This window comes from uncultured Tenacibaculum sp. (assembly GCF_947498805.1).
Classification (GTDB): Bacteria; Bacteroidota; Bacteroidia; order Flavobacteriales; family Flavobacteriaceae; genus Polaribacter.
Map to the genome: position 1 here is coordinate 46,345 of NZ_CANMLT010000001.1, position 14,419 is coordinate 60,763.

Genomic DNA, 14,419 nt, shown 5'->3' on the forward strand with positions numbered 1-14,419 from the left:
TAAAAATAGAAAAGATTTATGACAGAGCGTCCGAAATTTAAGTTTGGAAATGTTTTTGTTATTTTTAGTTTGATGAAAGCTGAAGAAAAATTACAATATTCAAATTCAATATTCTTAATACCTGCTATGCTAATCTTTAGTATTTGGTTTATTTATTATTTAGAAATCCATTTTGGATGGAATTTTAACAAGTTTGGAGTACTTCCAAGAAAATTGACTGGTTTAAAAGGTGTTGTTTTTACACATTTCATACATAGCGGTACCAAACATCTTTTTAATAATTCTGTGCCCTTATTCGTGCTTACAGCAAGTCTTTTCTATTTCTATAGAGGAGTTGCCGTGAAAGTTTTGTTATATGGGGCATTATTAACAGGAACTTTTACATGGATTATTGGAAGAGAGTCGTATCATATTGGAGCAAGTGGTATAGTTTATTTATTGTTCAGTTTTGTGTTTTTTAGTGGAATTATAAAAAAACACTTTAGGCTTATAGCAATGTCATTAATTGTTATTTTCTTATATGGTAGTATGATATGGTATATTTTTCCTGTAAAAGAAGGAATGTCATGGGAAGGACATTTATCTGGTTTTTTAATGGGGTTGATTTTCGCTATAATTTATAGAAACAAAGGAATTGTAAAAGAGGATTTTGTTTTTAGTAAAACAGATTTTGATGATATGTTCGACGAAGATGGGAATTACGTGCCGAAAGTTGAAGAAGAGATTGAAGAAGAGAGTACAATTAATAGCACCCTTGATATCAATTTTGTATATAAAATAAAAAAGAATGAGGATTAACTCATTCTTTGTCTAACAGTTTCGTATAAAAAGGCTCCACAGGCAACAGATACATTTAAAGATCCAATATCTCCTAATAGAGGTAATTTAGCTTTGTAATCAACCATTTTCAATACAGAATTACTTACACCTTTATGTTCAGAACCCATAATAATAGCAATAGGTTCGTTCATATCTATATCATAAATAGAATCTTCGGTTTTTTCGGTTGCAGCAACTAGTTTTATGTTAGCAGCCTGTAGTTGAAAAATAGCGTCTTTAATATGGTCTACTTTACAAATAGGAACTTTAAAAGCAGCTCCGGCTGATGTTTTAATTGTTTCTGCATTAACTGGTGCTGAGCCGCTCTTTTGAATGATAATTCCGTTTACTCCAGTACATTCAGCCGTTCTTATAATAGCTCCGAAATTTCTAACGTCAGATAATTGATCTAAAAGTAAAAATAGAGGAGTTGTTTCAGATTCAAGAGTACTTTCTATAAGAACTTCTAAATCGTGAAATTCAATTGGAGATATTTTTGCAACCGCTCCTTGATGATTATTATGTTTAGATAAACGATCTAATTTTTCAGTAGGAACAACACTTGTTGATATTTTGTGCTGTTTAATTAATTTTTCTAATTGAAAATATAAATCACCGCGCAGTCCTTTTTGTAAATACACTTTATTTATAGAGGAACCGCTATTAATAGCTTCTATAATAGCTCTGATTCCAAAAATATTATTTGTTTCTTTCTGCATGGTGCAAATGTAAATATAAAAACAGCAAATTGTTGATTAATAAATAAAAAACCAGAGAAATTTCTTTCTCTGGTTTCTAAAATTATTTTGAGATTTAAATAATCCTAAAATTTAGATAATTGTGCTAAGCTTAGAAATTAGGGTTAGCATCAACCTCTCTTTGAGGAATTTGATAAATCAATTGTGCATCTAATGGCTGAATTAATAAATCAGCTCCTGGCATAAGAAGATTTTGTCTTCCATCTTTTCTATTTACTGCAGTTCCAGTTCTAGCTAAGTCGAAAGAAGAAACACCGTCTCCCCATAATTCGATTCTTCTATAAAGTAAGATCTCATCAATTAAAGCTTGACCAGAGTTAGTAGAAAGCGTGTAGCTTGCATCTCTAACAGAGTTTAAATCAAATAAAACTTGTCTAGCTTCTGCATCTTTACCTTGTCTAGCTAAAGCTTCAGCTTTAGTTAAATAGAACTCAGTATTTCTTAAGTAGATGTAATCTCCAATAAACTGTCCAGGTCCTGGTTGAGCGATGAACTTTAAACTTGTATACTTAGGAGTAATGTTATAGTGACCCCAAGTACCAGGTACTAAAACAGTCCATGGTCCATATTGTTGATCAGCAAACCAAGCACGTCTTTTATCAGTAGTTGGAATTGCATCATAAAGATTAGAGTTTACTGTTTTAAAGTGGTTCCATCCGCTATATCCATCATTAATCTGACTTGTGTGAGAGAAGAATGATTGGTATACTTCTGAAGTAGCTGCAGTAACTACAGAACCCCAGATAGCTTCAGATAAAGATAATTCATCAAAACCATGTTGAACATCACTACTAATACTTCCAACTTTCATTGCGATATCAGCATATTTCTCAGCTTCAGTCCAGTTTTCGTAAGTTAGATAGTATCTAGCTAAATAAGCAGCTACCACACTTGCATCAACCTCTTCCTTAGAAGCTCTAGTATATGACTGTAATCCGTTATAAGCAGTAGTTAAATCAGTAAGGATTTGTTGCTTAACTTGTGCCACAGTAGATTTAGGTTGTCCTACGAAATCACCAAAATCGATTGGAATAGCTAACTCAGTATCAGCAGCTCTTGTATGTTGGTAAATTCTTAATAAATAGAAATAAGCAATAGCTCTATAAGTGTACGACTTATATTTAAATACTAATACATCTGCTGGAGCAGTATCAGGTACCGTATTAATAATACCATTTGCATTGTTAATAACTTTGTAGAAGAATTCCCACATAAAGTCATTATCATTAGAAGTTAAAATGATATTTTGATAGTTGTTATAAGCCCCAAACCAAGTGTTACGGCTCATATCCATATCATTACCTCTTAAATCCATTCCTAAATCAACAGCTTTTAAACCGAATTCATCAGTAACTGCCTCTCCATCTCTAAGGTAAGCTAAAATAGCTCCATCTAAGGCTTTAAGACCTTGAGTACCACCAGCAGCAGAAATAGCAGACGCATGAGAAGCTGTATGGTATCTTTCATTAGCAAAATCTTGATCTAAATCAGCACATGACATGATTAACATAGCACTGAAAATGAATACAAAAAATTTGCTTAATTGCATACTTGAAAATTTGTTTTGTTTCATAATTAATAAAATTTTAATTAAGGTTTATGTTTACACCAAAAGCAATAGTTCTATTTGCTCCGTATTCAGCAGATGAACTACCTACTGAGTTTAGTCGTGGATCATAACCTTGCCTTGCACTATATAATAAAAATGCGTTATTAATAGTTCCATAAAACTTAACGTTATCGATATGGAATTTCTTGAAAACATCACTACTTAACACATAAGATAAGTTAATGTTGCTTAAACTTAAGTAACTTAAGTCAACTAAATAAAGATCAGAGAAACTATATTGATTTGCAGCTAAAGGATCTACCCTTGGTAAGCTAGCAGTTTTGTTATCAACTGTCCAAGTCTTATCGTAGTCAGGGAAGTTAGTAACATTTTGCGTAGTACCTAATAATCCGAAGTATTCATTATCAACACCGTAACCACCAACTTGGTAAGCGAATTGTGTAGATAAGTTAAAGTCTCCATATTGTACATTAATACCAAATCCACCAGTAATATCTGGAATTGCTTGTTTACCTAAGAATTCTCTACCGTTAGTAGCAGCTTCTGAATAATCTTCAGTAACAACTCTGTTTCCAGAAGTTTGATCGATAGTATAATATTGAGCATTTCCGTTATCTGGATTAACTCCAGCGAATCTTACCATGTAGTAATCGAAAATACTTTTACCAACTTCTCTACGGAATCTTCCAGCAGGAATAGGATCGTTATTGTTTGGTAACGCAGTAATTTCGTTGTTTAATGTAGAAAGGTTTGCGTTAAAGTTAACTTTGAAGTTATCTTTCTTAACAGCACTCCAAGAAACTTCAGCTTCAAAACCACTGTTTACCATAGAACCAGCATTACTTGGTCTAGAAGCTTGTCCAGTAGAAATTGGTAATGGAGTGTTGAATAATAAATCATCAGATTGCTTTCTAAAGTATCCAAGAGAAAGATTAACTCTGTTTAATAAACTCATTTCTAAAGCAACATCTAAACTTGAAGATTTCTCCCAAGAAAGATCTGGGTTACCTAAGAAAAGTAAGTTCTGAGTTAACTGACCGTTATTCTCATCGATTTCATATTGGTTTTCGTAAGCTACAAGGTTTCTTGTACCAGTACCTTGATAGAAAATTCTATCGTTACCAGTAGTACCATAGTTAACTGCTAATTTAGCATAGTCAATAACTTTGTTATCACTTAAGAAATCTTCGTTACTAAGTACCCAAGAAGCACCTGCAGACCAGAATGTACCCCAACGAACGTCTGGATGGAATACAGATGAAGCATCGTATCTACCAGTTAAGTTGATGAAGTAAGTGTTATCTAAACCATAAATAAATCTAGAGAAGTAACCTTCTGTAGTATAGTTTGTGTTATAATTACTAGCTGAAGCATATACAGCTGTGTTGTCTAATACTGGAGCAATATCTCCAATTAAGTTTCTCTTAGAAAGAGATAAGATAGTAAAGTTCTCTTCGTAAGTTTCATGACCTAAAAGAACATCAAAACTACTACGTCCAGATTCTTTCTTCCAAGTTAATAATTGCTGATTTGTAAAAGCAGAAAAGTTAGTTCTTCCGTTAGTTAAAAGACCATTTTGAGCTTGAGCAAATGCACCAGCACCTGGCTTAGTAAAGTCAGTATCTTTATCAACTTCTGTTAAGTAGTTCATGATGTACTCAAATTTGAAACCTAATGGTAAGTCAAATTTAGCTCTTAAACCTCCGTTGAAGTTATCTCTTTGAGTAGTCTCAATAGTGTTTTCAATAACTGCTAATGGGTGTTCACCTACTGCATAGTTTCTAGGTCCTCTACTAGTTCCGTTAGGGAAGATTTGAGGAGCACCAAAGTCATATGCTCTACCACTTGGGTTGTTAGGATCTAAAATAGGTTGCCAGTTTTGATCATATCTGTAAACTGGGTAAATAGGAGCAATTCTTCTTGTCCAGAAGAAAGCATTAGCAAAGTTAGTTGTTGGAGCACCAGCACCTGTTACAGTAGAAGGAACCGCTTGACTCGTAGAGTTTGTATATGCAACATCTCCACTTAAAGTAAGTACATCAAAAATTTTAGCTGAAGTAGCTTTTAAACGAGCAGTGTTTCTTTTGAAACTACTTCTTACAGTATACCCGTTGTTAGTTTCAGTACCTAAAGATAAATAGTAAGTTACATCATCAGAACCTCCAGAAATACTAACGTTGTTAGAGTGGAAAGTAGCAGCATCTCTAAATAAAGCATCTTCCCATCTGTCGTTAACCTGTAAAGTAGCAGAACTATTTAATTTTCCTGTTGTAGGATCAACTAAAGTTGCATTAGAAACGTCATAAAGGTTATAACCTAAGTTTCCAATTAAATTGTTAGAAGCAAATTGTCTTGCTTGCTCAATTGTAATAGGTGTACCAGCAGCAGTTTGTCTGTAAAATTCAGAGTTAGCTAATACACTGTGGTAAGATTCGTAGAATTTACCAGGAGTCTTGATAATGTTATATTCTTTAGCACCTCTTTGAGTGATACCAAATCTACTATCAATACTAATGTTTGTTCTATTCTTAGTACCTTTCTTAGTAGTAATCATTAAAACCCCGTTTGCAGCTTTGTTACCATATAACGATGTAGAAGAAGCATCCTTTAAGATAGAAGTAGATTCGATATCTTTAGGGTTAATACTACTTAAACTTCCTGAATATGGTACACCATCTAAAACGATAAGTGGTTGACTATCTGCGTTGATAGAACCAAAACCTCTAATTCTAATAATAGGATCTGCACCTGGTCTACCATCTGCTTGAATAACTCTTAAACCAGCAGCAAGACCTTCTAAGCTTTTTACTGGGTTTGAAAATGTTGCGTTTTCAACTTGTTCTTGATCAACAACACTTACAGAACCTGTAAGAGAGTTTCTAGATTGAGAACCATATGCAACTACTACCACCTCTTCTAAAAGGTTATCGTTTTCTAAAGTTACATTTAATTGATTCGAAGCACCAACTGTTCTCTCTGCGTTTTTCATTCCAACAAATGAAAAAACTAAAACATCTCCAGTTTTTGCTTTGATCGAATAATTACCATCAAAATCAGTTTCGGTACCAGAAGTAGTTCCTTTTTTAAGAACTGTAACCCCAGGTAAGGGACCAGACTCATCAGAAACAGTACCAGAAATTGTTCTGTCTTGTGCAAAGGAAATCTGCACAATAAACGCTAAAAGTAGCGTTAGAATTCCATTAAACTTTGTTTTCATTATCTAATAATTTGAATTAATTAGGCGCTAAAATCTTAAATTAATCTTAAAGGCGCAAGTTTTTGCTATGTTAATTAACAAAAAAACTTAGTATATATGGCATATACTAAGCTTTTTATAATTCAAATTATTATTATTCTTAATTAAAAGGTAAAACCTGATCTGAAGTTTTGTTTTGAACTAAGATTTTATTTAAATCAATAGTTGTAGTAGCTGTTTTAGCTACAGCATCGTAAGTGATAGCATCTAAATTAGCGATGTTTGAATTAATAAACGAAGGGATAACAGGAGTTGTACCTGGATCACCAGCATTGATATTTGGATTTAAATCAATTTCCTCTTCGAAAATTACTAATTTAACTCCCATGTCTACTAATCTCATACCTTCAGCTAAAAATACTTCTTGTCTTGTTCTGTATATTAATTCTAAAGCTTCATCTTCTGTAGTTACAGCATCAATTTCAGCAACAGTTACTGAAGTTCCTGAGATAGAAGGAACACTAACAGTAGCAGCTTGACGATCTAAAACTAATCCAGTTCTACCGTTAACTGTAATGTCTGCTTTATTAGGTCTTGATCCTGGAGCATTTTGAGTTCTACCTTCAGTAGCATCACTAAACGTTCTAACTTCTCTAGTGTTAACTAAAGCTAATAAAGCTTTTAAATTATCTTTAGTAGCATTTAAATCTGTTGAAGCATTAGCTTCAGCTAAGATTAAATACGCTTCTTCAGCTTTAAGATAGTTAATAGAAGGATCTGCACTTGCAGTTAAAAATGAATATTTAGGGTCTAAAAAGTCTAAAGTTGGTAAAGGTTGTAAGTCATCAAAAGTACCTCTAGCAAATAATGCACTTTCCATTACACTTACAGGTCCACTACTACTAGCTTCATCAAATTGAGCTTCTCTTCTGAAGTTTGTGCTTAATGCTAAAGCAGCATTTGCAGCACTTACAGCCATTGCTCTATTTCCTAAGAAGTAATAAGCTCTAGCTTTAGCTAATTGATATTCCGCTTTGTTATTTAAAGCAATAGCAGCATCAAATTTTTGAATCGCTGAGTTGTAGTTGTCTTGAGATGAAGCTGGAGCTCCAAGTGGTTCTTGTGGTAAGTACGAGAAGTACATAGCCGCATACAAATAAGACATTCCTTCAAAATACTCAAATTCAGCTTTGGTAGCATCTGTAGCTTGAGTATCATTTGGAGCTACTTGCTGACTTCCAAACTTAGCTAATTCTCTTAAACGAGCAATGTTACGTTGTGTGTCTCTCATGTCAGGATCAGTGATTCTGATATCAAGAGCATCCATAAATTGGCTATAGAATGTTTGTGTGTTTACATAGTTATCTGATCCAATCTCTGCTAAAATTACAGTTTCGTTTTGTACTAAAGACATTTGTCTTTCAACTCCTTGTAATAAGATAGCAGCAGAGTTAGGTTGTCCTACAACAGCTGATTCTGAGAAGTTCGGGTTGGTTACCGTGGTGAAATCAACTACTTTATTAAAATCATTAGTACAGTTATATAAAAGTGCTAAAGATAATATTGGTATAAATATTTTTTTCATTTTTTTCTAAATTTAAAATTGGAATTTAAGAGAGGTCATGTAAATTCTTGGAGCAGATTCTGTACCGTAAGCAAAACCTCCAGTAGCAAATCCGTTTTGTGCACCAACACCAGATCCAGTAGTTTCTGGGTCAAAGTTTCCAGCTGTCCAGTTAAATGGATTTGTAACGTTGAATCCAGCTGTTACGTTTTTAAAGATTTTTAAAGTCTCTCCAAAGCTATAAGATAATCCAATGTTTCTAATTTTCACGAAATCAGAGTCAAATACGAAATAGTTAACGTAGTTGAATGGAGATGTAGTTCCAACGATGTCTGCTGGAATTCCAGTGTTATCATGTCCTCTTAAGTGTCTTAATAAGAAACTTAAATCAACCGATTTACCTCCGAATTGGTAATCACCAGACATAAATAAGTTAAACTTCTTGTAAGAGTAGTTTAAGCTGAAAGATCCAAAGTGAGGAGCATAAGTATCACCTAAGAAAGAGTTTCTTTCAAAGTTATATGTCCCATCTGCTTGTCTTATTGCTGCTGTACCTCTTAAGTATCCTAAAGAAAGCCCTTCATCAACACGAGATCCAATTACTGTAAATCCACCTACGATAAATCCTGGTGCACCACCTGTACTTGTTACCACGTTGTTGTTCTTGTTATAAGAAGCGTTGAAGTTTAATGTATGGTTTTCAGTTTGAACTAACGTTGAAGATAATTCAAATTCCCATCCTGTATTTTTAATTTCACCAATATTTGTAGTTTGGCTTAATTGTCCTGTAGACTGAGCTAAGTTAGGGTCAAATAAAGCATCAGTTGTGATACCTCTATAGTAAGTAGCTCCTAAGTTTAATCTATTGTTAAAGAATCCTAAATCTAAACCAAATTCAGTAGTTGCTACTTTTTCAGATACTAAGTTAGGGTTTCCTGGGTTACCAAAAGTAAATGCAGGTTGACCGAAGAAAGTGTTTAATGTAAATGTTCTATCCTCAGCAAATGCTCTTGGGAATAAAGTAGCTTCACCATAGTTAGCACGTACTCGAACGTTTGATACAGTTTCGCTAATAGAGCTGTCCTTATAGAAATCATGGTCAGAAATGTTATAAGTAACCCCAACCTTAGGTAAGAAACGAGTCTTTGCAGCAGGTCCAGCAGAAGTGTTTTGGTCAATTCTACCACCAACTTCTAAATAAGCTACGTCATAAATACCAATGTTTTCTAAGAAGTAAACACCATAGTTAGCATTTTCTAAAATATTATCCTCTATTTCTTTAGTAGGATAGTTTTGCACTAATGAAGATCCATCTACTCCTCCAGAACCACTTAATCTAGTTTGTCTATCTGAAGTTCTAAAGAACTGTCCTCCAAAAATTGTTACGAAAGAGAAATTCTCTAAATCAAACTTGTGTGTAAAGTTTAAGTCAGCAGTAGTAGTAAATGAGCTTCTTAAAGCACGTGTAATTGTACCTCTATCTGTTGTTCCAGGTGCTTCAGCTCCTAAAGCAACTAATAAAGCGTTAGAATTCTTAGATTGGTTTGTAGATGTTCTTGAATCAACCCCGATAGTAGCATTTACTTGTAAGTTGTCTAAGATATCGTAAGAGAATTTATTCGAGTTAGTAAAACGGTGAATAAATCTGTTGATGTCAACTAATTGTCCAATTTCTTGAGCTCTAGCTTTTTCAGCTTCCCATTGAGCATCAGTCATAGTATCTAAGTTACCTCTACCAGCACCTTCGAAAGCTGAGAATCTAGAGAAACTTGTGTTTGCGTTAAAGTCAGTATTTGCTTCGAACCCTACATAAGAGAAAGAACCAGTATACTTAAACTTGTCACTTAACTTAGCGTTAAGACCAAAAGATAAAGATCTTTTAATTTGTTCGTTATAATCGTTAAAGCTATCATCAGTATATAAGCTTCCAGAGAAGTTATAAGTAACATTTTCGCTACCACCGTTGATTCCAACTTTAAATTCTTGTGCTACACCAGGCTTAAAAAGAGCCTCAGCAGTTCTATCATACTTTAAGAAATCTTTTGTAGCGCTGATTATACCTAATCTAGACTCAAAGAAAAAGTTAGCTCTTCCAGCTTTACCTTTCTTTGTGATGATTTGAATTACACCATTTGCAGCATCTGCTCCGTATAATGTAGTTGCAGCACCCCCTTTGATATATTCTATTTTTTCAATTGACTCAGCAGGAATATCAGCAAGTGCAGATACGTTAGCCCCCCCAGAACCAATACCTAATGTTGGGTTCGAGTTTAAGTTATCAACTCTTACACCATCAACGATAACTACTGGAGTAGCAGATGTAGAAGCTGAGATAGGCCCTCTTGTTCTAATTAATGCTGTAGTACCAGGTTGTCCAGAACTTAATCTAATCTGTGCACTTGGAGTAGTAGATTGAAGAAGTTGGTCTATTTGATTACCAGGTAATTTTTCAATGTCTTTAGCAGATAATACATCTACCTTAGTAGATAATCTCTTTTTCTCAATACCAGAACCCTGACCAGTAATAACGATTTCGTCTAAGATATTATCTTCTTCCATCGATACATTAATCTGTGCGTTGTTACCAACAGTTCTTTCTGCAGTTTTCATACCAATAAAACTAAACTGAATAACATCACCAGTATTAGCTTGGATAGAGTAGTTACCATCGAAATCAGTTTCAGTTCCATTATTGGTCCCTTTAATTAAGACAGTAACTCCCGGTAAAGGACCAGATTCACTCGAAACTGTTCCTGAAATTGTTTTTTCTTGAGCAAATGTTATTTGTACAAGTAACGTTAGGATAAACGTTAAAATTCCATTAAACTTTGTTTTCATTTTATAATTATTTGAATTAATTGGCGCTAAAATCTTAATTATTTCTTAAAAGAACAACTATTTTGTTAAAAAAAACTCAAAAAGATTTCAGCTTGTTTTCTCGCGTTAGTTGTTGATTTTCCTAGAAACTTACGTGATTGTTTTATTTCAAACAAAAAGACTTTTATTTGTTAAATTTTTTAACACTATTGTTTCTAGTGAAAAAATAAAGCGCTGATATTTGATTAATTATAAAATAATTGTACATTTGCAAACTCTTAAAAAAGAGAATAATTAATAGTACAAACGAAAAATTAGTAACAATTTAGTATGCCAACTATTCAACAATTAGTTCGTAAAGGAAGAACCAAAATGACTAAGAAGAGTAAATCGGCTGCTTTGATGTCTTGTCCGCAAAGACGTGGAGTTTGTACGCGTGTGTATACCACTACACCGAAGAAACCTAATTCAGCAATGCGTAAAGTAGCGCGTGTTAGGTTAACTAACGGTAATGAGATCAACGCGTATATTCCAGGTGAAGGACATAATCTTCAGGAGCACTCGATAGTATTAGTCAGAGGTGGAAGGGTAAAAGATTTACCAGGTGTTAAATATCACGTTGTACGTGGTGCATTAGATACTGCAGGTGTTGAGGGAAGAACTCAACGTAGGTCTAAGTACGGTGCAAAACGCCCTAAAGACAAAAAGTAAAAATTAGTAGTAACTTTTTTAATGTAGAGACATGAGAAAAAGAAGAGCTAAAAAAAGAGTTTTGTTACCAGACCCAAGGTTTAATGACCAATTAGTAACACGTTTTGTGAATAACTTAATGTGGGATGGTAAGAAATCTGTAGCATTCAAAGTTTTTTACGATGCAATGGATATCGTAAATGAAAAAAAGACTGACGAAGAAAAGTCAGCTTTAGAAATATGGAAAGATGGTTTATCTAATGTAATGCCTCACGTAGAAGTACGTTCTCGTCGTGTTGGTGGTGCAACATTCCAAATTCCAATGCAAATTCGTCCAGATCGTAAAGTTTCAATGGCAATCAAATGGATGATTTCTTATGCGCGTAAGCGTAATGAAAAAACAATGGCACAACGTTTAGCATCAGAAGTATTAGCTGCTGCTAAAGAAGAAGGAGCTGCTGTAAAGAAGAGAGTAGATACTCATAAAATGGCTGAGGCTAACAAGGCATTCTCACACTTTAGATTTTAATAACAATGGCTAGAGATTTAAAATTTACAAGAAATATTGGTATTGCTGCTCACATTGATGCAGGAAAAACTACAACTACTGAGCGTATCTTGTTTTATACGGGAGTTTCTCATAAGATTGGTGAAGTACACGATGGTGCATCTACGATGGACTGGATGGAGCAAGAAGCAGAAAGAGGTATTACAATTACTTCTGCTGCAACTACTTGTGAGTGGAAATTCCCAATTGAAAATGGACAACCTACTCCTGATACTAAAGGATATCACTTTAATATTATTGATACTCCTGGTCACGTAGACTTTACTGTAGAGGTAAACCGTTCATTACGTGTATTAGATGGTTTAGTATTCTTATTTTCAGCTGTTGATGGTGTTGAGCCTCAATCAGAAACAAACTGGCGTTTAGCTGACAACTATAAAGTACCACGTATTGGATTTGTTAACAAGATGGACCGTCAAGGATCTAACTTCTTAGCAGTATGTCAGCAGGTAAAAGATATGTTAAAGTCTAATGCAGTGCCAATCGTATTAAACATTGGTGATGAAGCAGACTTTAAAGGAATTGTAGATTTAGTTAAGAACCGTGCTATTGTATGGCATGATGATAACTTCGGATCTACTTTCGATATCGTTGATATTCCAGAAGATTTAAAAGAAGAAGCTGCTGAATTAAGAGCAAAGTTAATTGAAGAGGTGGCTGCTTATGATGAGAATTTATTAGAGAAGTTCATGGAAGATGAGAACTCTATTACAGAAGAAGAAGTACACGCTGCTTTACGTGCTGCTGTAATGGATATGTCTATCATTCCTATGGTATGTGGTTCAGCATTTAAAAATAAGGGTGTTCAGTTCTTGTTAGATGCTGTATGTCGTTACTTGCCTTCTCCAACTGATAAAGAAGCAATCATCGGTACTGATCCTCATACAGGAGAAGAGATTGCTCGTAAACCAGATGTAAAAGAGCCATTTTCAGCTTTAGCATTTAAGATTGCAACAGATCCTTTCGTAGGACGTTTAGCATTCTTCCGTGCGTATTCTGGTCGTTTAGATGCAGGTTCTTACGTGTTAAACAATCGTTCAGGAAAGAAAGAGCGTATTTCTCGTATTTACCAAATGCACTCTAACAAGCAAAATGCTATCGAATTTATCGAAGCAGGAGATATTGGAGCAGCTGTAGGATTTAAAGATATCAAAACAGGAGATACTTTATCTGCAGAAAAAGCACCAATCGTTTTAGAATCTATGGATTTCCCTGATCCGGTAATTGGTATCGCTGTCGAGCCAAAGACTAAGGGAGATGTTGATAAATTAGGTATGGCTTTAGCTAAATTAGCTGAAGAAGATCCAACATTTACAGTTAAAACTGACGAAGCTTCAGGTCAAACAGTAATTTCAGGAATGGGTGAGTTACACTTAGATATTATTGTAGATCGATTAAAGCGTGAGTTTAAGGTAGAAGTTAATCAAGGTCAGCCTCAAGTAGAGTACAAAGAAGCTATTACTGCTGTTGCAGAACACAGAGAAGTTTATAAGAAACAATCTGGTGGACGTGGTAAGTTTGCTGATATCGTATTCAAAATGGAGCCAGCTGAAGAAGGTAAACAAGGTTTAGAGTTCCAATCTACTATTAAAGGTGGTAACGTTCCTAAAGAATTTGTACCGTCTGTAGAAAAAGGATTCAAAGAAGCAATGAAGAATGGTCCATTAGCAGGTTATGAAATGGATGCAATGAAGGTTACATTAACAGATGGATCTTTCCACCCTGTTGATTCTGATCAATTATCATTCGAATTAGCTGCAAAATTAGGTTACAAAGCTGCTGCAAAGGCTGCAAGAGCTGTAATCATGGAGCCAATGATGAAGTTAGAGGTGTTAACTCCAGAAGAAAATATGGGTGACATCGTAGGTGACTTAAACAGAAGACGTGGTCAAGTAAACGATATGAGTGATCGTTCTGGATCTAAAGTAGTAAAAGCTATCGTTCCATTATCGGAAATGTTTGGTTATGTAACTTCTTTACGTACATTATCTTCTGGTAGAGCAACATCTACTATGGAATTCTCTCACTATGCAGAGACTCCTTCAAATATTTCAGAGGAAGTAATCGCTAATGCTAAAGGTTAATTAAGATGAGTCAAAAAATTAGAATAAAATTAAAATCTTACGATTACAATTTAGTAGACAAGTCTGCTGAGAAAATCGTTAAGACAGTAAAAAGTACTGGAGCGGTTGTTAACGGACCAATTCCATTACCAACTCATAAAAAGATTTTTACAGTATTACGTTCACCACACGTAAACAAAAAATCTAGAGAACAATTTCAATTATCTGCTTACAAGCGTTTGTTAGATATCTATAGTTCTTCTTCGAAAACTATTGATGCTTTAATGAAACTTGAGTTGCCAAGCGGAGTTGAAGTTGAGATTAAGGTATAAGTAAATGATAACTTTCGGTTTAATTTTGTTAAACCGAAAGTT

General features: G+C 34.3%; 10 protein-coding genes. 5 read left to right on the top strand and 5 right to left on the bottom strand.

The window, feature by feature from the left end:
* The first annotated feature begins 18 nt into the window (after positions 1-18).
* The gene (locus Q0873_RS00195) at positions 19-798 is read left to right on the top strand and encodes a rhomboid family intramembrane serine protease (protein ID WP_363322509.1); all 780 of its coding nucleotides are present in this window, start codon (positions 19-21) and stop codon (positions 796-798) included.
* On the opposite strand, the gene rlmB is transcribed toward Q0873_RS00195, so the two are convergent.
* The 5 genes from rlmB to Q0873_RS00220 all read right to left on the bottom strand — a co-directional run bounded on the left by rlmB (position 795) and on the right by Q0873_RS00220 (position 10,745).
* Complete coding sequence (gene rlmB / locus Q0873_RS00200) at positions 795-1,538, bottom strand: 23S rRNA (guanosine(2251)-2'-O)-methyltransferase RlmB (RefSeq protein ID WP_299103681.1); 744 nt, start codon at positions 1,536-1,538, stop codon at positions 795-797. The genes Q0873_RS00195 and rlmB overlap by 4 nt on opposite strands.
* 130 nt (positions 1,539-1,668) lie before the next feature.
* On the bottom strand, positions 1,669-3,150 hold the full coding sequence (locus Q0873_RS00205; RefSeq protein WP_299103682.1) for a RagB/SusD family nutrient uptake outer membrane protein: 1,482 nt from the start codon (positions 3,148-3,150) through the stop codon (positions 1,669-1,671).
* 13 nt (positions 3,151-3,163) lie between these two features.
* Positions 3,164-6,364: a SusC/RagA family TonB-linked outer membrane protein gene (locus Q0873_RS00210; protein WP_299103683.1), complete on the bottom strand. Its 3,201-nt coding sequence runs from the start codon at positions 6,362-6,364 to the stop codon at positions 3,164-3,166.
* 139 nt (positions 6,365-6,503) lie between these two features.
* Entirely contained in the window at positions 6,504-7,928 is a 1,425-nt protein-coding gene (locus tag Q0873_RS00215; protein WP_299103684.1) for a hypothetical protein, read from the bottom strand.
* A gap of 12 nt (positions 7,929-7,940) precedes the next feature.
* On the bottom strand, positions 7,941-10,745 hold the full coding sequence (locus tag Q0873_RS00220) for a TonB-dependent receptor (protein WP_299103685.1): 2,805 nt from the start codon (positions 10,743-10,745) through the stop codon (positions 7,941-7,943).
* A gap of 309 nt (positions 10,746-11,054) precedes the next feature.
* Here Q0873_RS00220 and rpsL point away from each other — a divergent pair, with 309 nt between their 5' ends.
* The 4 genes from rpsL to rpsJ are packed head-to-tail and all read left to right on the top strand — an operon-like array spanning position 11,055 to position 14,377.
* Positions 11,055-11,435, top strand: coding sequence for a 30S ribosomal protein S12 (gene rpsL / locus Q0873_RS00225; RefSeq protein WP_299103686.1), 381 nt, complete (start codon positions 11,055-11,057; stop codon positions 11,433-11,435).
* A 31-nt stretch (positions 11,436-11,466) separates the two neighbouring features.
* A complete protein-coding gene (gene rpsG, locus Q0873_RS00230) occupies positions 11,467-11,943 on the top strand; it encodes a 30S ribosomal protein S7 (protein ID WP_299103687.1) in 477 nt (158 codons plus the stop codon).
* 5 nt (positions 11,944-11,948) lie between these two features.
* On the top strand, positions 11,949-14,066 hold the full coding sequence (gene fusA / locus Q0873_RS00235) for an elongation factor G (RefSeq protein ID WP_299103688.1): 2,118 nt from the start codon (positions 11,949-11,951) through the stop codon (positions 14,064-14,066).
* Positions 14,067-14,071: 5 nt separating this feature from the next.
* Positions 14,072-14,377 (top strand): 30S ribosomal protein S10, encoded by a 306-nt coding sequence (rpsJ, locus tag Q0873_RS00240; protein WP_075342599.1) that lies wholly within the window; start codon positions 14,072-14,074, stop codon positions 14,375-14,377.
* Positions 14,378-14,419 lie beyond the last annotated feature (42 nt).

Excerpts from the sequence above, each read along its gene's own strand:
- Q0873_RS00195 (WP_363322509.1), top strand. The coding sequence starts at position 19 with ATGACAGAGCGTCCGAAATTTAAGTTTGGAAATGTTTTTGTTATTTTT.
- rlmB (WP_299103681.1), bottom strand. The coding sequence starts at position 1,538 with ATGCAGAAAGAAACAAATAATATTTTTGGAATCAGAGCTATTATAGAA.
- Q0873_RS00205 (WP_299103682.1), bottom strand. The coding sequence starts at position 3,150 with ATGAAACAAAACAAATTTTCAAGTATGCAATTAAGCAAATTTTTTGTA.
- Q0873_RS00210 (WP_299103683.1), bottom strand. The coding sequence starts at position 6,364 with ATGAAAACAAAGTTTAATGGAATTCTAACGCTACTTTTAGCGTTTATT.
- Q0873_RS00215 (WP_299103684.1), bottom strand. The coding sequence starts at position 7,928 with ATGAAAAAAATATTTATACCAATATTATCTTTAGCACTTTTATATAAC.
- Q0873_RS00220 (WP_299103685.1), bottom strand. The coding sequence starts at position 10,745 with ATGAAAACAAAGTTTAATGGAATTTTAACGTTTATCCTAACGTTACTT.
- rpsL (WP_299103686.1), top strand. The coding sequence starts at position 11,055 with ATGCCAACTATTCAACAATTAGTTCGTAAAGGAAGAACCAAAATGACT.
- rpsG (WP_299103687.1), top strand. The coding sequence starts at position 11,467 with ATGAGAAAAAGAAGAGCTAAAAAAAGAGTTTTGTTACCAGACCCAAGG.
- fusA (WP_299103688.1), top strand. The coding sequence starts at position 11,949 with ATGGCTAGAGATTTAAAATTTACAAGAAATATTGGTATTGCTGCTCAC.
- rpsJ (WP_075342599.1), top strand. The coding sequence starts at position 14,072 with ATGAGTCAAAAAATTAGAATAAAATTAAAATCTTACGATTACAATTTA.